This is a genomic window from Mesorhizobium sp. C089B (assembly GCF_030323125.1).
GTDB lineage: Bacteria > Pseudomonadota > Alphaproteobacteria > Rhizobiales > Rhizobiaceae > Mesorhizobium.
This window is the reverse complement of the sequence record NZ_CP100469.1, coordinates 6,621,701-6,639,250: the sequence shown is the minus strand read 5'-3', so window position 1 is coordinate 6,639,250 and position 17,550 is coordinate 6,621,701. Positions and strand designations below refer to the sequence as shown.

The 17,550-nt window shown below is 63.6% G+C and carries 16 protein-coding genes and 1 pseudogene; 6 read left to right on the top strand and 11 right to left on the bottom strand.

What is annotated here, in order from left to right; translation table 11 throughout:
- Window positions 1-79 precede the first annotated feature (79 nt).
- Window positions 80-874: a phytanoyl-CoA dioxygenase family protein gene (locus tag NLY44_RS32320; RefSeq protein WP_023706642.1), complete on the bottom strand. Its 795-nt coding sequence runs from the start codon at window positions 872-874 to the stop codon at window positions 80-82.
- A 91-nt stretch (window positions 875-965) separates the two neighbouring features.
- Between NLY44_RS32320 and NLY44_RS32315 the strand changes: the two genes are divergently transcribed.
- Window positions 966-1,877 carry a LysR family transcriptional regulator gene (locus NLY44_RS32315; RefSeq protein WP_023702041.1) on the top strand — a complete coding sequence of 304 codons (912 nt, stop codon included), beginning with the start codon at window positions 966-968 and terminating at the stop codon, window positions 1,875-1,877.
- Between the two features lie 51 nt (window positions 1,878-1,928).
- Window positions 1,929-2,912 (top strand): 4-hydroxybenzoate octaprenyltransferase, encoded by a 984-nt coding sequence (ubiA, locus tag NLY44_RS32310; protein WP_031356244.1) that lies wholly within the window; start codon window positions 1,929-1,931, stop codon window positions 2,910-2,912.
- Window positions 2,913-3,174: 262 nt separating this feature from the next.
- Here ubiA and NLY44_RS32305 read toward each other — a convergent pair whose 3' ends face one another.
- From NLY44_RS32305 to NLY44_RS32295, 3 genes are all read right to left on the bottom strand, one after another.
- A complete protein-coding gene (locus tag NLY44_RS32305; protein ID WP_023668457.1) occupies window positions 3,175-3,741 on the bottom strand; it encodes a DUF6101 family protein in 567 nt (188 codons plus the stop codon).
- A gap of 184 nt (window positions 3,742-3,925) precedes the next feature.
- A complete protein-coding gene (locus NLY44_RS32300) occupies window positions 3,926-5,356 on the bottom strand; it encodes an FAD-binding oxidoreductase (protein WP_023806749.1) in 1,431 nt (476 codons plus the stop codon).
- 18 nt (window positions 5,357-5,374) lie between these two features.
- Complete coding sequence (locus NLY44_RS32295) at window positions 5,375-6,340, bottom strand: L-threonylcarbamoyladenylate synthase (RefSeq protein WP_023727502.1); 966 nt, start codon at window positions 6,338-6,340, stop codon at window positions 5,375-5,377.
- Window positions 6,341-6,711: 371 nt separating this feature from the next.
- Here NLY44_RS32295 and NLY44_RS32290 point away from each other — a divergent pair, with 371 nt between their 5' ends.
- Both NLY44_RS32290 and NLY44_RS32285 read left to right on the top strand, forming a co-directional pair.
- A complete protein-coding gene (locus NLY44_RS32290) occupies window positions 6,712-7,164 on the top strand; it encodes a hypothetical protein (RefSeq protein WP_023684360.1) in 453 nt (150 codons plus the stop codon).
- 165 nt (window positions 7,165-7,329) lie between these two features.
- Entirely contained in the window at window positions 7,330-7,713 is a 384-nt protein-coding gene (locus NLY44_RS32285) for a hypothetical protein (protein WP_081731237.1), read from the top strand.
- Between the two features lie 80 nt (window positions 7,714-7,793).
- On the opposite strand, the pseudogene glyS reads toward NLY44_RS32285, so the two are convergent.
- Window positions 7,794-10,260, bottom strand: a pseudogene (glyS, locus tag NLY44_RS32275) (glycine--tRNA ligase subunit beta).
- A 306-nt stretch (window positions 10,261-10,566) separates the two neighbouring features.
- Window positions 10,567-10,968, bottom strand: a complete 402-nt coding sequence (locus tag NLY44_RS32270; RefSeq protein WP_023668463.1) for an endonuclease domain-containing protein — start codon at window positions 10,966-10,968, stop codon at window positions 10,567-10,569.
- A 223-nt stretch (window positions 10,969-11,191) separates the two neighbouring features.
- Between NLY44_RS32270 and NLY44_RS32265 the strand changes: the two genes are divergently transcribed.
- The gene (locus NLY44_RS32265) at window positions 11,192-11,362 is read left to right on the top strand and encodes a hypothetical protein (protein ID WP_023806754.1); all 171 of its coding nucleotides are present in this window, start codon (window positions 11,192-11,194) and stop codon (window positions 11,360-11,362) included.
- 3 nt (window positions 11,363-11,365) lie between these two features.
- Here the strand turns inward: NLY44_RS32265 and NLY44_RS32260 are convergent, their stop codons facing one another.
- Complete coding sequence (locus NLY44_RS32260; RefSeq protein WP_050588949.1) at window positions 11,366-12,310, bottom strand: glycine--tRNA ligase subunit alpha; 945 nt, start codon at window positions 12,308-12,310, stop codon at window positions 11,366-11,368.
- A 176-nt stretch (window positions 12,311-12,486) separates the two neighbouring features.
- On the opposite strand from NLY44_RS32260, the gene NLY44_RS32255 reads away from it, so the two are divergent.
- On the top strand, window positions 12,487-12,948 hold the full coding sequence (locus tag NLY44_RS32255) for a GNAT family N-acetyltransferase (RefSeq protein WP_031356245.1): 462 nt from the start codon (window positions 12,487-12,489) through the stop codon (window positions 12,946-12,948).
- 478 nt (window positions 12,949-13,426) lie between these two features.
- Here the strand turns inward: NLY44_RS32255 and NLY44_RS32250 are convergent, their stop codons facing one another.
- From NLY44_RS32250 to NLY44_RS32235, 4 genes are all read right to left on the bottom strand, one after another.
- Window positions 13,427-15,202 (bottom strand): tetratricopeptide repeat protein, encoded by a 1,776-nt coding sequence (locus NLY44_RS32250; protein ID WP_023828033.1) that lies wholly within the window; start codon window positions 15,200-15,202, stop codon window positions 13,427-13,429.
- Between the two features lie 191 nt (window positions 15,203-15,393).
- Window positions 15,394-15,810, bottom strand: coding sequence for a DUF1284 domain-containing protein (locus NLY44_RS32245; RefSeq protein WP_023684368.1), 417 nt, complete (start codon window positions 15,808-15,810; stop codon window positions 15,394-15,396).
- A gap of 110 nt (window positions 15,811-15,920) precedes the next feature.
- Window positions 15,921-16,514 (bottom strand): biotin transporter BioY, encoded by a 594-nt coding sequence (locus NLY44_RS32240; protein WP_023684369.1) that lies wholly within the window; start codon window positions 16,512-16,514, stop codon window positions 15,921-15,923.
- Window positions 16,515-16,867: 353 nt separating this feature from the next.
- A complete protein-coding gene (locus NLY44_RS32235) occupies window positions 16,868-17,536 on the bottom strand; it encodes a GntR family transcriptional regulator (protein WP_023687112.1) in 669 nt (222 codons plus the stop codon).
- Between the last annotated feature and the right edge of the window lie 14 nt (window positions 17,537-17,550).

Here is a 17,550-nt window from a genome sequence, read left to right as displayed (position 1 = left end):
CGGGTCAAGAGTTTTACCTTGCGCCATACCGGTTGCGCACGGGAACGTCGCGCCGAGAGCACGGCGTCCCCGGCCGGTATCAGCTCTGGAAGACGACCGGGAACCAGTCCTCGCGCAGTTTCTGGCCGGGCTTCATGTCATGGCCGGGATAGGGCGGCGAGGTACGGCCGGGGCGCTCGACATAGCGCGCATCGTCGCCGACCCAGCGCAGCGACAGCGCCCGGCGACGCGCCGCGGTCGGATTGCCGCGCGCACCATGCGCGGTGCGGAAGTCGAACAGGATGGCGTCGCCCGGCTCCATCTCCCATTCGAGCACCTTCAGCGACGGGTCCTTGTCTGGATCCGGCACGGGCAGATAATCGCCCTCGCCGGCATAGAAATTGCTGTCATCGAGCCAGCGCACCGGCAGGATCATCTTGTCCCATTTGTGCGAGCCGGCGATCAGCCGCAGCGTCGCTTCCTTGACCGGATCGATCGGAATCCAGAAGCTGACGGTCTGGGTGCCATCGACGAAGTAATACGGGATGTCCTGGTGCCAAGGCGTCGGCTTTTGCGTGCCCGGTTCCTTGACCAGCACATGGTCGTGGAAGAACTGGGCGCTGCGCGACTGCATCGCCGCTGCCGCGAGTTCCGCGGCCGGGGAATTGCGCACCACGTCGACGAATTCGGGAATGCGCTCCCAATTGCAGTAATCGTCGAAGAAGCTGCCCTTGCCGTTGGCGATGTCCGAGGCCGTGGCGCTGCGGTTTTGCATGTTGCGCTCGATGCCGGCGGCGATGGTGCCAACCCAGTCCTTGAAGGCGCCGCGTATGCAGACCGCGCCGTCGCGCTGGTAGTCGGCAATCGCTGCGGCATCGATATGTCTGGCGGCCATGTCATGTCTCTCCTGTTTCGATGACCGACTATCGCGGCCGCCGCACATCGCGTAAAATAATAACTTCTCATCTCCCTTATAGCTTTACTCTATGAACCTGACCCTCACCCAGTTGCGCTACCTCGTCACTGTTGCCCGTCACGGCAGCGTCACCGTGGCCGCCCGGATGCTGAACGTCTCGCAACCCTCGATCTCGGTGGCGATCGACAATGTCGAAGCGACGCTCGGCCAGAAAATATTCGTGCGCCAGCGCGGCAGCGGCATCGCGCTGACCTCGTTCGGCCGCAGCGCGGTGGCGAAGGCAAAGCAGGTGCTGGCCGAAGCGGACGAACTGGTTGGGCTCGGGACGCGCGACGCCGATGTCGGCGGCGAACTTGTGCTCGGCTGTTTCGAGGATCTGGCGCCTTATTTCGCGCCGGCGCTGATCCGCGCTTTTTCGCAACGCTGCCCGGCGGTCACCGTGGTGGTCCGCGACGAGACCTTCGAGACGCTCGGCCGGCGGCTCGGCGATGCGGCAATCGATCTCGGCCTGACCTACGATCTCGGCCTGCCTTCGCACTTCGCCCGCACCCTGCTGCATGAGCTGCGGCCACACGCGCTTCTGCCGCAAGGCCACGCGCTGGCCAGCCAGGCCAGCGTCAGCCTGGCGGAGCTGGCGACCCATCCCTTGATCACCACCGACCAGCCGCATAGCTGGCAGCATATGCTGGACCTGTTCCTCAGCCGCGGCCTGTCGCCGGTCTCGCAATCGACGGCGAGTTCGTTCGAACTGCAGCGCAGCATGGTCGCCAACGGCTTCGGCGTCGCGGTGAGCTACACCAGGCCTTATGGCGACAGGAGTTATGACGGGCTGCCGCTGGTCTGCAAGCCGCTGTCCGATCCGCTGCCGATGCAGTGCATCATCCTCACCCATGACACAAGGCAAAGGCTGTCGAAGGCGGCGCTGGCCTTCACGGAGGTGGCGAAGGAATGGTTTGCCAGCCACGATATTTTCACCGCCTGAGCGACAATGCGGCCGCTTGACGGCGCACGCCGCTGCTGCCACTCCAGCACGATGGAAACCATCCAGTCGAAAGCCGCACAGGGCCGCGTCGCCGACGCGCCGAGCGGCCATTGGGTCTACAAGATATTGCCGCGCTGGCTGTGGCCTTACGCGCAGCTTGCGCGCTGGGACCGGCCGATCGGCTGGCAATTGCTGCTGTGGCCCTGCTGGTGGTCGGCAGCGCTTGCGGCCAGCGCCTATCCGCGCGCAAGCGACCCGTTGCTCACATTGCTGCCGTCGCCGTGGTTCCTGTTCCTGTTCTTTGTCGGCGCCGTCGCCATGCGTGGCGCCGGCTGCACCTATAACGACATTGTCGACCAGGACATCGACAACAAGGTCGAGCGCACGCGCTCACGGCCATTGCCGGCCGGCAAGGTGACGCGCCGCCAGGCCTGGATATTCCTGGTCATCCAGGCGCTGCTGGGGCTGGTCGTGCTGTTGCAGTTCAACGACTTCGCCATTCCGCTCGGCATCGTCTCGCTGGTCATCGTTGCCGTCTATCCCTTCATGAAGCGCTTCACCAACTGGCCGCAATTGGTGCTCGGGCTCGCCTTCTCCTGGGGTGCACTGATGGGCTGGGCGGTCGAGTTCGGCGATCTCGATGGCCCGGGCATCATGCTCTATATCGGCTCGATCCTGTGGGTGATCGGCTACGACACCATCTATGCACATCAGGACAAGGAAGACGACGCAATCGTCGGCGTGCGCTCGACGGCGCGGCTGTTCGGCGACAACACCAAGACCTGGCTGGTCGGGCTTTATGGCGGCACGCTGGTCTGCTTCGCCATCGCCTTCGCCTCGGCGCAGGTGCCGGTGGTGGCGCTGGCCGGGCTGATCGCCGCCGGCGCCCATATGGCGCGGCAGATAGCGGTTCTGGATATCGACGATCCCGATCAATGCCTGCGGCTGTTCAAATCGAACAACCAGGTCGGCTGGCTGATCTTCATCGGCCTGATCGGCGGTGCGCTGTGGGTGGCGCTGAAGCCGCTGGTGTAGTCTCCCTTCTCCCGTCACTATACGGGGAGAAGGTGGCGGCAGCCGGATGAGGGGCAGCGCCAATCTTGGAGATGAAATGCACAGCGGCGATATTGCGAGAAATGCCTCGGTCAGCGCCGCCCCTCATCGCCCTGCCGGGCGTTCGTCACTCGAAAAGCCAAGCAATTGGCTTTTCGTCCGCTACGCGGACCGCTCCTCAACCCCCGTATAGTGCCGGGGAGAAGAAGGCTATCATCGGCGGTTTCGCCAATCGCCGGCCAAGCTACTCCCGCGAAATAATCTCCTGGCCATCGATCACCAGCCTCAGCCCGAGATTGCCGGCCCTGCGGCGGGCGAGGAAGCGCGGGCGGCGCGTGGTCGAGACCCGGCCCTTGCGGCGATCCTTGGCCGGCAGCGCCTTGATGGCGGCGCCGAGCGATTCCTCCAGCGTGCGGGCAATGCCGTCGGATTCGATCAGCAGCATCTGCAGCCGGTAAGCATCGGCCCAGGCGCGCCAGTCGGCGGCGACGTCGTCGAGATCGTCGGCCACCAGCAGCGGCACCGACAGCATCGGGTCGTTGTGCAGGAGTTCGAGGGTTACCGTGACATTGCCTTGCGCATCCTCCATCGCGCGGGCGGCGACGCCGCGAAACGCGTTGGCGGGCAGCGCGATGATCGCCGGCACGCCGCTCATCTCGAGCGTGCGGCGGATGACGGCGCCGCGCTGGTCGATGGTGAAGGTAACGTCGCCATAGTCGTCGCGCGTGGCATAGCTCACCACTTGCGGCAGGCGGAATGGGTCGAGGCGCATGTTGCGCCCGGCCCAGACGGGCTTCAATACACTGTTCATCTGCTGCCTTCCTGTGTTTCTCCTGAGAGCCGCTTTCACGGATCCCACCGGGCCAGTTTTCCCGGCCTCGTTGTGTGAAACATTAGCGCGAGCTTCTGCCGCCCGGCTTAAGAAAGTCAGTTAAATTTTGCTGATCTCAGGCGATGGTTATCGGAATGAGACCAGCCACAAAATGTTGAAAGGATCAGATAACCTTACCGGGATTCATGATGCCGGCCGGGTCGAAGGCCGCCTTCACCCGGCGCATCAGCTCGATCGCCATTGGCGGCGCGGTGGCGATCAGCTCGTCGCGCTTCAACTGGCCGATGCCGTGCTCGGCCGAGATCGAGCCGTGGAAGGAGCGCACGACATCGTGCACGGCATGGTTCATGGCGTGGTAGAGGCCGAGAAACGCTTCGTCGTCACCGCCCTCCGGCCGGGAGATGTTGTAGTGGAGATTGCCGTCGCCCATATGGCCGAAGCAGACCACGCGCGCCTGCGGACTGACCGAAGCCACTGCACCGGCCGCCTTTTCGATAAACGCCGGGATGGATGCCACCGGTACCGAAATATCATGCTTGATCGAAGCACCTTCGGGCTTTTGCGAATCCGGCAGCACCTCGCGGAAGTTCCAGAACGCGTCGCCCTGCGCCAGGCTGGCCGCGATCACCGCGTCGCCGACGATGCCTTGCTGGAGGCCTGCCGACAGCACTTCTTCGATCAGCCCCCTGGCGTCCTCGGCCGAACGGCCCGACGACACCTGCATCAACACATACCATGGCCAATCCTGCGCCAGCGGCCGCGTGACGCCCTGCGCATGGCGCAGCGTGAAATCATACGGACGCCGGCCGATCAGCTCGAAGGCGGTGAGTGCCGCCCCTGCCCGGTCCATCGCCAGGCTGAACAGCGAAAGCGCTGCTTCCGGCGACGACAGGCCGGCAAAGGCCACTTCGCGCCCCTTGGGCTTGGGAAACAGTTTCAGCACCGCTGCGGTGATGATGCCGAGCGTGCCTTCGGCGCCGACGAACAGGTTCTTCAGATCGTAGCCGGTGTTGTCCTTCTTCAATTTGCGCAGATCGTCGAAGACCTCGCCGGTCGGCAGCACCACTTCGACGCCGAGGCAGAGTTCGCGCGCATTGCCATAGGCAAGCACGCCGGTGCCGCCGGCATTGGACGAGAGATTGCCGCCGATCTGGCAGGACCCTTGCGCGGCGAGCGACAGCGGAAACAGCCGGTCGGCGGCATCGGCCGCTTCCTGCAGCGTCTGCAGGATAACGCCGGCCTCGACGGTTACCGTATTGGAGAAGACGTCGATCTCGCGAATGCGGTTCAGCCGCGACAAAGAAAGCACGATCTCGCGGCCGGATGCGTCAGGCACCTGGGCGCCGACCAGCCCGGTGTTGCCGCTTTGCGGCACGACCGGCGTTCCCGTCTCGCTCGCCAGCCGCATGATACGGCTCACCTCGTCGACGCTGCCGGGACGCAGCACCAAGGCGGTCCTGCCATGCCACAGACCGCGCCGCTCGGTAAGATACGGTGCAATATCGGCTTGGTCGCTCAGTGCATATTTTTCGCCGACAATGGCAGTGAAGCGGTCGATGAGGGCGGGATCGAGATCGAAGGGGGAGTCGTTCATGGGCGCAAACTATGGCGCTCAGTCGAGCTTGTCACGGGGGGCAGCGGCACGAAACAGCCGATCGTTGATCGCCTCGCCGAGCCCATCGAACGGGATCGGCTCGACGGCGATCGTCGCCGCACCGCTGCGGTCGAGTTCCTGCAAATACGCGAACAGATTGCTTGCGGCTTCGCGCAAATCGCCTGATGCCGACAGGTTGCGCAAGGCGGCCGCCGCTTGCCAGCCTTCGGCGCGGCGGACGCCAAAGGCCAGCAAGGCCTCGCCTTCAACCACGTTTTGCGCGTCGAGCCGCACCGCGGCGCCCGGCGCATAATGCGACGCCAGCATGCCGGGCGCCTCGATGCCGGCCGTCGCGCCGCGCTGCAGCTTGAGGCCGGTGACGGCCTCGATATCGGCGGCAGCGATGCCGCCTGGCCTCAGCAGCCGCACGCTGTTGCCTTCGACCTTGACGATGGTCGATTCGAGCCCGACCGGGGTGGCGCCGCCATCGACCACCAGCCGGATTTTGGCGCCGAGATCGGCCGCCACGGCTTGCGCCGTCGTGGCGCTTATCTTGCCCGAAGAGTTCGCGCTGGGCGCGGCCAGCGGCCGGCCGAGCCTGGCGATCAGCTCGCCGCCGAAGCCCCTCGGCATGCGGAGCGCGATCGTATCGAGCCCGGCGGTGACCAGCGGATGGATGCCGTTGCCGGGTCGGAGCGGCAGCACCAGCGTCAGCGGCCCCGGCCAGAACGCCTCGGCCAGCCGCTTCGACAGCGGGTCGAAGATCGCAATGCGCTCGGCCATCGCGAGATCGGCGACATGGGCGATCAGCGGGTTGAAGCGCGGCCGGCCCTTGGCTTCGAAGATGCGGGCGACGCCGACGCCATTGGTCGCGTCGCTGGCCAGTCCATAGACGGTCTCCGTCGGGATGGCGACCACGTCGCCGCCCTCAAGCAGCGCCAACGCCTGCTCCATCGCTTCGCCGACGGATAGTATCTCAGCCACTCGCTTCACCTCACAGGCACCGGACCTAAAGCGCGTCGCGCTGAACCGGATTCATGCGACGCGCTTTAGGTCTTTGTTTTGATGCATGTCGTTCTCTCAAAACCGGGGCCACTTTTGAGCGACATGCATTAGAGCGGTTCAGCTGTTCGCTGAAACGCTCTAAGTATTTGTTTTTGCGGAATTCCGGACGGAAAACCGCTACTCACTTTTCCTGGAATTGCTCTAATACGGCAGTGGTTTTCGGGCAAGCCGGCGTTGGCGAATTATCAATGCCTAAAATGCTATGTTTCCCTGCAAGCCGGCATCAATCCACTCGGGTTAAGGCTATTTGGGTTAGGGCTGGCGGCTTGTTGGGCAAGGGGACGGTTTCGATGTCGATGCGTGTGCTTGGAGCGCTTGGTTTCACCCTGGCGGCGATGACCGGTGGGGCGCACGCCTCGTCGATCGTCTTTCTCGGCGTCTCGACCTCGACGCCATCGGTCATCAAGGTTGGCGGATCCGAACCGGTCAGGACCGCCTCGACGCCATCGATCGTCGCGCTCGGCGATGCCCAGCCCGATGTGACTTATGAAAAGGTCGCGGCGATCCCCGAAAAGCCTAGGCAGGATCCGATGATCATTCGCGGCGGCATCGTCGGCGGCGCCTTCGCCGCGCCGGCTCCGGCCAGGGCGAGCGCCGCGGCGCCGGCAACTGAGCCGACGGCAGAGACCGCACCAGCCGGAACTGCAACGGCATCGAACGGCAAGCCCGAGTCGCAACCGGCAGCGCCGCAGCCGGCAACAACACCGCAGCAGCCGATCGAGGGCGTCGGCAAAGCCGAGTAGGCCATTCAGCCAAAACAGTCGGCCAAGACAGTCGGCCAATCCATGCCGCTTGACGCCAATCGACAGCCCGGCGCACGATCGGCTTGGCGGCGGCGGCCCCAATTTCGCCAATCGGTTTTGGCATGAGCGCGCCGGGTTGTAGGAGAGCGAGGGGTTATCATGAACATGACGAAATCTTTGATTATTGCCGGCCTGTTGCTGGCGTCACCTATAGGTGTCGGCGGCGCGCAGGCCGGTGACGAGCTAGGGTCCTACGTCGCGCGCATTTCCGATCGCGACCACCATGCCAGCGACGGCTATGAGCTGAGCAGCGCAGCACAGATGGTGCGGCAGGACCGTGCCAACTGGCACAAGTTCCACCGGCGCGATGCCGACGACCAGGGCGATGACTGGTTCCGCAGCAACGATGATCGCGCGTATCTGGAACGCATGCTGAAGCGCGGTGGCGCGATGAGCTCCTCGACACGGAACGCCATCGTCAATGGCGAGCCGCTGATCCAGGTCGACGTCTATTCAGACAGCGTGCATGTCAGCATTTTGGAGGACTGACGGAGTCAGCCTCGGGAGGACTGAAAACAAGACGGGCGGCGTGTGAACGCCGCCCGTGTTCGGGCTTGTCCGTCCCTTAGCTAGCCAGCTATTCTGGAGAAATCAGCCACCTGGTCGGTGGCCGTGCGGATGCGGGCGAGCAATGCCAGACGGTTGGCGCGCACGGCCTGGTCCTCATCATTCACGAGAACACGTTCAAAGAATGAATCAACCGGTTCGCGCAGCACGCTAAGCGCCAGCATGGCGGCGGAAAAGTCTTCGTTTTGAATCGCTTCGCCGGCTTCTCTCTCCGCCTGATTCACCGCTGCAAACAGCGATTTCTCGGCCTCCTCGCGAAACAGCGCCGGCTCAACAGTCTCGGCGACGAGCGTTTTCTTCTTCTCCTCGGCAGCCAGAATGTTGGCCGCCCGCTTGGCGCCGGCGAGCAGGTTTTTGCCGTCCTCGGTGTCGAGGAAGGACCCCAGAGCTTCGACGCGACGCACGATCTGCAGGAGGTCGTCCGACTGCGAATGGCCGATCTCCCCCCTTGTGGGGAGATGCCCGGCAGGGCAGAGGGGGGCGCGCCAGAATGAGAGGTCGGCGGGACAGCGCCCCCCTTTGTCGGCTTCGCCGCCCCCACAATGGGGGAGATTGGCGCGCTTCCACCACCTGCCAGCACGGCGTCAATGAGATCATGCCGAGCGCCCTGGTCGCGGAGATAGACTTTCAGGCGGTCGTGGAAGAAGGCGAGGAGGTCGGGGCCAAAGGCCCGTCCAGCCTTGGACGCGAGATAACTCGCCGTTTGATAGGCACTGTCGAAGAGCGATGTCAGCGGCAGTGAGATCCCATTCTCGATCAGGATCCTCACCACGCCCAACGCCGCCCGGCGCAGCGCGTAAGGGTCCTTCGACCCCGTCGGCTTTTCATCAATGGCCCAGAAGCCGACCAGCGTATCGATTTTGTCGGCCAGCGCGACGGCAATCGACACCGGATCGGTCGGCACGCGATCAGACGGACCTTGCGGTTTGTAGTGCTCCTCGATCGCTGCAGCCACGGACGGATGCTCGCCCTGCAGCAGCGCGTATTTGCGGCCCATGGCGCCCTGCAGTTCCGGAAACTCGCCGACCACTTCGGTGGTGAGATCAGCCTTGGCCAGCACCGCGGCGCGGGCCGCGAGCGCGGTAATCTCCCTCCTTGAGGGGGAGATGTCGCCGAAGGCGACAGAGGGGGTCGTCTCGCGTGGAGCGCCAACTCCCTCTTTCTTCGAGAGACCGGACGGCGTCGCGGCAGCCGAAGCGACCCCCTCTGGCCTGCCGGCCATCTCCCCTCAAGGGGGGAGATCGACTGCGCCACTGTTGGCGCCAGTTCCTCCGCCAGCCGCTTGATGCGCTCTACCCGCTCGCCTTGCGTGCCGAGCTTGGCGTGGAAAGTCACCCCGAGATGGTCGAGGCGGGCCATGCGTTGGTCGAGCGGCTTTTTCAGATCGAGCCCGAACTTTTCCGCCGATGCTTCAAGCTGCTCGAGATCGGGCAGATCGCCCTGGTCGGTCCGCCAGAAGTACAGCGCATCCGACAGGCGCGCGCGCACCACCTTGCCGTTGCCGTGCGCGATCTCCTTGCCGCCATCCTTCGCCTCGATGTTGGCGGTGAGGATGAAGCGGTTGGAAAGGTTTTCGCCGTCGCCTTGCGGACGGGTGACAAAGCATTTCTGATTGGCGCGAATGGTCAGCCGCACCACCTCGGGCGGAATGGCAAGAAAGGCCTGCTCGAATTCGCCCATCAGCACCACCGGCCATTCGACCAGGCCCGACACTTCTTCCAACAACCCTTCGTCCTCAACCAGGTCGAGCCCGTTGGCGAAGGCGAGGTTGCGGGCGTCGGCAAGGATGATCTCCTTGCGGCGGTCGCCATCGAGCACGACCTTGGCTGCTTCGAGCTTGGTCACGTAATCGTCGAAGCGGCGCACGGTGATTTCACCCGGCGCCATGAAACGATGGCCGTAGGTGATATTGCCCGAGCGGATGCCATCGATCTCGAAATCGACCACCACCGGCTCCTCGGTCTCCGGGCCGAAGGTGCACAGGATCGTCTGCAGCGGCCGCACCCAGCGCAGCGAACCGGGCTTGGCTGAAGCCGGCCCCCAGCGCATCGATGTCGGCCACGGGAAGCTGCGGATGATGGCCGGCACCAGTTCGGCGACGATTTCTTCCGCCGCCCTGCCCGGCTTCGAAATATGGGCGACGTAGAAATCTCCCTTCTTCGGATCGGAATGGACATGCGCCTCGGCAACCGAGGCAAGGCCTGCCTTGCGCAGAAAACCCTGCACCGCCTGTTCCGGCGCCGTCGTCGACGGCCCCTTGATCTCCTCGTGGATATCCTTCGAGCGTGCGGTCAGGCCCCTGACATCGAGCGCCAGGCGCCGCGGCGTCCAGTATTCGCGCGCGGCGTCATAGGTCAGACCCGCCTCGACCAGACCGTCGGTCAGCATCTTCCTGAGATCGCCCGCCGCCTTGCGCTGCATGCGGGCGGGAATTTCCTCGGAGCGGAGTTCCAGCAACAAATCCGGCATCAGAGTTTCTCCACCCGCATGCCTTCTCCCTGATTGCGCGTCCTCGCGCCTCCGGCGCTGCGGTTGCGCGGCCGGGCGGGGATTTCCTCGGAGCGAAGTTCTAGCAAAAGATCAGGCATCAGAGTTTCTCCACCCGCATGCCTTCTTCCTGATTGCGCGTCCTCGCGCCTCCGGCGCTGCGGACGCGCGGCTGGGCGGGGATCTCTTCCGAGCGGAGTTCTAGAAGCAGATCAGGCATGGTCAGGCTCCCACCCTCCCCTCGATGGGGAGGGTCGGCGCGCAGCGCCGGGGTGGGGTGGCGACCTCTCAGCCGCCGATACCTTCGGCACCATCGCGCAAACGCAGGTGTGATTTTCGTTCTTCCACCGCCGCATAGATCGTATCGAGCACGGAATCCAGTTCGTTTTTGATTTCATGGTTCCAGAAGCGAATGACGCGGTAGCCTTGGCTCTCGAACCATTTCGTTCGACGCTCGTCATGGTGCTGCTGGTCATCGAAGCTGTGATGGGCACCGTCCACCTCAATGATCAGCTTCAGCCGGTGGGAGATGAAATCAGGGAAGTAAACGCCTACCGACGCCTGCCTGCGAAAATGAGTGCCTTCTACTGGAATACGCCACAGATGCCGCCACAGGATGCGTTCCTCGTCGGTCATCGCCGCGCGAAGCCTTTGCGCAGACTGCAGCTTGAATCGATCGAGTTTTGGCATGGAACGTCGCGCTGTCACCCCCACCCGCCGCTTCGCGGCGACCTCCCCCATCTAGGGGGAGGTAAGAGGGCATAGCAACTCGGCTGACCGCTGTTTCCAGAAATTTTGACCGCCCCTGTCGGGCCGCAACCAGCCCGCCCGTCCTTGGATCAAAGATTTCCATGAACCAAACGCAGCGCTGAAGCGACCAACGCTCAGGCAGGGACCTATTGGCTGAACGACCATGAAAACGGCATCGAGACTTCTCCAGATCATCGCGCTCAGCGCCTGTTTGACCGCGCAGGCCCATGGCGCCTTCTCGATGCCGGGCGTACGGCAGGCTATGCGGACCATGGCGGGATCGACTGGCCCGATGTTGGCCCTAATCAACGTTTCCCTCGAAATGATGAAGTGAGCCTCAGGCGGCGAGACCGCCGGCCTGGGTATGGAGGAACGCCTCGCCGCAGGCTTTCGCCAGATTGCGCACCCGCAGGATGTAGCTCTGCCGCTCGGTCACCGAAATCACGCCGCGCGCGTCGAGCAGGTTGAAGACGTGGCTGGCCTTGATGCACTGGTCATAGGCCGGGAAGACCATGCGGTGCATCGGCAGATTGTCGTTCGAAGCCGGGGCGCCGGCCGCGAGCAGCGCCTTGCATTCGGCTTCGGCGTCCTCGAAATGCCTGAGCAGCATGGCGGTGTTGGCATATTCGAAATTGTGCCTGGAATATTCCTGCTCGGCCTGCAGGAAGACATCGCCATAGGTGACTTTTTCGGCGCCTTCTCGGCCGTTGAAGTTGAGGTCGTAGACATTGTCGACGCCCTGCACATACATGGCCAGCCGCTCCAGGCCGTAGGTCAGTTCTCCCGCCACCGGCGCGCATTCGATGCCGCAGACCTGCTGGAAATAGGTGAACTGCGACACTTCCATGCCGTCGCACCAGCACTCCCAGCCGAGCCCCCAGGCGCCAAGCGTCGGGCTTGCCCAGTCGTCCTCGACGAAGCGAATGTCGTGCAGCAACGGATCGACGCCGATCGCCTTGAGCGAGCCGAGATAGAGTTCCTGCAGGTTCGGCGGGTTGGGCTTCAGGATCACCTGGTACTGGTAATAATGCTGCAGCCGGTTGGGGTTTTCGCCGTAGCGGCCGTCCTTGGGCCGGCGCGAGGGCTGGACGTAGGCGGCGTTCCAGCCCTTGGGCCCGAGCGCGCGCAGCGTGGTGGCCGGATGGAAGGTGCCGGCGCCGACTTCCATGTCGTAAGGCTGCAGGATGACGCAGCCATAGGCGGCCCAGTAATTGTGCAGGGTCAGGATCAGCCCCTGGAACGAGCGGCTGGGATGCATATGGGCTGGACTGTCTGACGTCACGGCGGCCTCGGAAAGCGCTGAAATGATGCCATTCCCTAGTTGCCGGGCCGGTAGGCGTCAAGGCAGCGCCTATCGCCGCCTTGATGAGAGGTTGAACGCTTTGCTTCGGACTGGCCCATTGCCGGACGGTGCCGGTGGCCGTTTGCTCGCCCAGCTTCAACGACAAAGGTTCAGCCATGCAAGGCCAGTTCACCGTACGCCCCGTCACCCGAGAGGATTACGAGCAATGGCTGCCGCTGTGGGACGGCTACAATGCGTTTTACGGCCGCTCGGGCGAGACCGCCTTGCCCGGTGACATCACTGCAATGACATGGTCGCGCTTCTTCGATGCCTATGAGCCGATGCATGCGCTGGTCGCCGAGAGCGAAGGCAAGCTTCTCGGCCTTGTCCACTATCTCTACCACCGCACCACGACGGCGATTTCGCCGAACTGCTATCTGCAGGATCTCTTCACCAATGAGGCGTCGCGCGGCAAGGGCGTCGGCCGGGCACTGATCGAAGACGTCTATACCAGGGCGCAAACCGCAGGCTCCAGCCGCGTCTACTGGCTGACACACGAAACCAACCACACGGCGATGAAGCTCTACGACAAGATCGGCGATCTCTCGGGGTTCGTCCTCTACCGAAAGCTGTTCTAATGCATGTCGCCCAGAAGTGTGCCGCGGCTCTGGGACAACGACATGCATCAAAACAAAGACTTAAAGCGCGTCGTATGAATCCGTTTCAGCGCGACGCGCTCTAGAATGAGCGCCAACGCTGGAGATTGGCTGAAAGCCTTCCCGACTTCGTCATTCCAGGGCGAAGCAGCCGCGAAGCGGCGTCGCGCAGACCTGGAATCCATTCCGTGACCTTGATCGAAGAACGAAGCGGAGCAGAATTCTGCACCCTCGCAACGCCTTAAGGTCACGGCATGGCTTCTATGGTCTGCGCCGCGTCGCTTCGCTCCTTGCTCCTTGCTCCGCCACAGAATGACGATCGCGATAGGGCGTCTCTATCTCTTTGTTTCTGTCGCAATTCCGAACGGAAAACCGCGCACACTTTCCTGGAATTGCTCTAAGACGCCAAGCCGAAAAAACGGGGCTCAGCGAGCCCCGTTTCATCAGAAGTATGGCCCGATCACCCCTTCGGCGCTGGCGGGGTGGCCGGCTTGACCTTCGGGGTTTCCTGCGCCGTGTTGGATTCGATCGGCGGCAGGCCCTTCATCAGCTTCTGCTGCAAAATGGCAAGCACATCGGGATCCGGCTTCAGGTCGCGCGCCTGGTTCCACTGGAAAGTGGCTTCGAGCTTGCGGCCGACGCGCCAATAGGCATCGCCGAGATGGTCGTTGAGCACCGGATCTTCCGGCTTGAGCGACACGGCGCGCTCCATTTCGCGCACGGCGTCGTCGAACCGGCCCATGCGGAAATAGGCCCAGCCCAGCGAATCGACGATGTAGCCGTCGCTCGGCCTGAGGTCGACGGCCTTCTGGATCATCGCCAGGCCTTCCTTGAGGTTCATGTTCATGTCGACCCAGGAATAGCCGAGATAGTTCAGCACCTGCGGTTGGTCGGGGAACAGCTCAAGCGCCTTGAGGAAGTTCGGTTCGGCCTTCGGCCATTCCTTCAGCCGCTCATAGGCGATGCCGCGCTGATAGTAGATGTTCCAGTTGGCATTGGTCGGCGTCTTCAGCACCGCGACCGCCTTGTCGTAGAGAGTGGCGGCGGAGCGGAAATCCTCCTTCGAGGCATAGACCCCGCCCAGCGCCAGATAGGCGCGCATGTCATCGGGGTGAGCTTCGACGAATGCCTTGAGATGGGCGATAGCCTCGTCGTGACGGTTGAGATCGGCAAGGTTGAGGCCGAGCTGCAGGTCGGAAAGCTCCTTCAGCGGCGAGGAGGCTGGAATGCGGCTATAGAGCGCAATGGCGCCTTCGCCGTCCTTCAGCTGCTCCGCAACGGCGGCAAGCTGCACCAAAGCGGCGTCGCTGTCGGGCTTGAGCGCGAGCGCATATTGCAGATAGAGGCGCACGAACGGCTCGCCGCCGCCGCGATTGAGCGCGATGGCGAGGTCGAGCAGGATTTCAGCGGCGCCTTCGGAGGGACTGGCGACGAAGGGCTCGATCTTGTCGCCCTTGCTGATCCTGTCGCGAAGCGCCTGGATGTCGAGCTTGCCGGGCGCGAACGCCTCGGCCTTGTCGAGCACGTAGAGCGCCTTGTTCTTGTTTCCCTTGCGCGCCAGGAAAGACGCGTAGGCCTGGGCGTTGCGCATCCATGTCTCGGGCGCGGCACCGCCGGCCGTGACGTCGGTCAGGGTCGCGTCATAAAGCGCGTCGGCCTTGTCCGATAGGCCTGCGGCATCGGCGATCAGCGCGCGGTGGAAGGACTTGAACAGGCCGAACCAGTCAGGCCCCTGCAGTTTGTCGATCGAGGCCATCGCCCCGGTGGGGTCGCCGGCGCCCTCTTGTGCCCAGCCGGACATGACGCCGGAAATCAGTCGGTCGAGATCGGATTCGAGCGACAGCTTGAGCCAGTACTGCGCCTTGGTGAAATCCTTCTTGTGGAAGGAATCGACCGCCAGAGCCAGACGCGAGAAGCGCTCGACGTCGGGAACTCCCTTGAGCTTGTCGGCATAGACCAGCGATTCCTCGAAGCGGCCTTGCGCGATCAGCGACAGCATCAGGCTTTGCTGCAGTGAGGTGTCGCCGGGATTGAAGGCGAGCGCCTGCTTGTAATAAGCGATGGCATTGTCGAGGTCGTTGTCGCCTTCGGCGATGCGGGCGGCGAGATAGGCGCCCGAGAAGGAGGTGATCTTGACCGGGTCGGTCGATTCCTTGGCGTAGGCAGGCAGCGGAGAAATCGCCATCCCTGCCACAATTGCCAGCCCCGCGAGCCAGCGCGCACGTCCTTGCCGCATCGTATCCCTTTCAGCCAAGCGCCATCCCGCGTCGGCGCGGAGAAGCCATAGACTCGATGTTTCCTGACAAAGCATGGCCTTTTTGGGGTCAGGCTTCAATCCGGGCCGAATTCACAATCGGGTCACCCGATTAACAAACCATGGCGACGCAGACACTATCGGTTCCGACAATAGCAGATCGGGGTTGGGAGCTACAGCCTGACATCGCGATATCCGCCTGCCGCGACAGTGCTGCACAGGCCGGCCCACTCGCAACCCTGGCAGGCCTCACGCGTCACGCCGGCTGCAAAGGCGGCGCGCAAGCCGGCAAGCGTTGCCGCGTCGAGGCTGAAGCGGACGCCGGCCCGGATCGGCCGGGTCAGCAGCTTGCCGACATCGCGTGCTGCCAGCTCGTCCCGGCCGGCGGCGCTTTCGCGCAAGCAGTGGGGCTGCGCCCCGCCGAGCAGCGGCTGGCAGATGTCGTCGGGGCCGGAGACGATCAGAATATCCTCGCCCCGGCCCAGACGTTTCGCGATCACGTCATAGTTGGCGACGAAGGCTGCGCTGTACCCTTCGCCGATATAGGTCAGCAGGCAAAGAAGATGGTGGGAGCGCAGCCGGACGGTCATCGGTCAGGACGCACCAGCGGAGCCTGTTCCATCCCGATGGTATCGGGATGGGGCTCCATCTCTTTGTTTGAGCATGATCTCTTCCGAAAACCGGACTCCACTTTTCGGGATCATGCTCCTGCCGGGTCCGCCTTGTTGCTCCAAAACAGCTTGAGCGTCGCGGCGCCGAGCGCCGATTTCAGCAGGCCGCCGACGAGGAACGGCAGGAAGCCGAAGGCGATGGCCTGTTCGAGGCCGATCATGAGGGCGAGCCAGGCCGTGCCGAGAACCAGGCAGGCGAGGTTGCCGAGGACCATGCCGGCGAAGGCGAGCAGCACGCGGTTGCCGTTCCAGCCGCGCTCGGCCAGCCAGCCGACGAGCGCGCCGACAAGCGGGAAGGCGAAGAGATAACCGGCGGTCGGCCCGGCAAAATGCTGGATGCCGGCAGCTCCGCCCGACAGCACCGGCAAACCCACAGCGCCCTCGACGAGCCATGCGGCGATGGTGATCGCGCCGAGCCGCCAGCCGTAGAGCGCGCCCACCAGCGTCACCGCAAAGGTCTGCATGTTCATTGGAACCGGCAGCATCGGCACTTCCATGTAGGAGGCGAGCGCAATGGACAGCGTGCCGATGACGATGGCCGCGGCTTGCCAGGCATACGAGCGGGTTTGCAGGCGCAACGGGCTGAAGGAGGGCTTGGAGGGCGAAAAGGCGATGTCGGTCATGGCGGCTTCCCTGGCTGGTTTGAATTATAGATAATTTTGTTGTTCGATCTATTATCGAATCCATATTTGCGCGGGAATGGCAACCCTCGCCCCTAAAAAGGCTTGGGCTTGCGTGTCGAATAAAGGACATTTGGAAAGGCTGGCGGGACAGCACCCCCCTCTGGCCTGCCGGCCATCTCCCCCGCAAGTGGGGAGATCGGATGTCGCCTTTGCTTTCGCCAATGGCCGACGTTGCAGGACTAACGCAACGGCAAAGCTGTTGATCTCCCCCCTTGCGGGGGAGATGTCCGGCAGGACAGAGGGGGGTGTGAAGGATCGCTACGCGCGGAATCCGACGACTTGTCCCTTCGTCCCTACCCGACGATGGCAAACGCTTCGCGCATCTTGCCCGACGCGGTCTTGACCGGTTTCTGGCCGATCCACTGAACGTGCCGGCCAAGCGTGGCCGCGGCCGATTCGGTGTTGCCTTGCCGCAGCGCGCTCAGGATCGCGCGATGATCCTGGTCGGTGCGGATTTCCCATTCCGAGCGCCAGGCGGCGAACAGGAAGCGGGCGCTTGCGGCGTGCAAATCGTCGATGGTGGCGATGAGCCGCGGCATGCCGCAGGGCGCCAGGATCAGCCGGTGGAAGGTGCGGTTGGCCTCCTCCCAAGAGCGGACATCGCGGGATTTGTCGCCGGCCTTTGTGGCTTCTTCGGCAAGGTTGAGAATGGAAGCCGTCAGATGCGGCGCGGCATGGCGCAGCGCCAGCACTTCGAGGGCTGCCCGCATTTCGGCGACTTCCCTTACCTCGCCGAGATCGAAAGCGGCGACGCGCACGCCCCGCCTGGGCTCACTGACCGCCAGCCCTTGCGCCTCCAGGCGCCGGAAGGCTTCGCGCACCGGGACATGGCTGGTCTGGAATTCCTCGGCGATGTGATCCTGCCGCAGCCGGGCGCCGGGTTCGATCGCGCCCGATATGATGCGATCCGCCAGCACCTTGCTGATGCGCACGGCGATGGTGTCGTCTGCGGTCTTTGCCATGTTTTATAGATAAT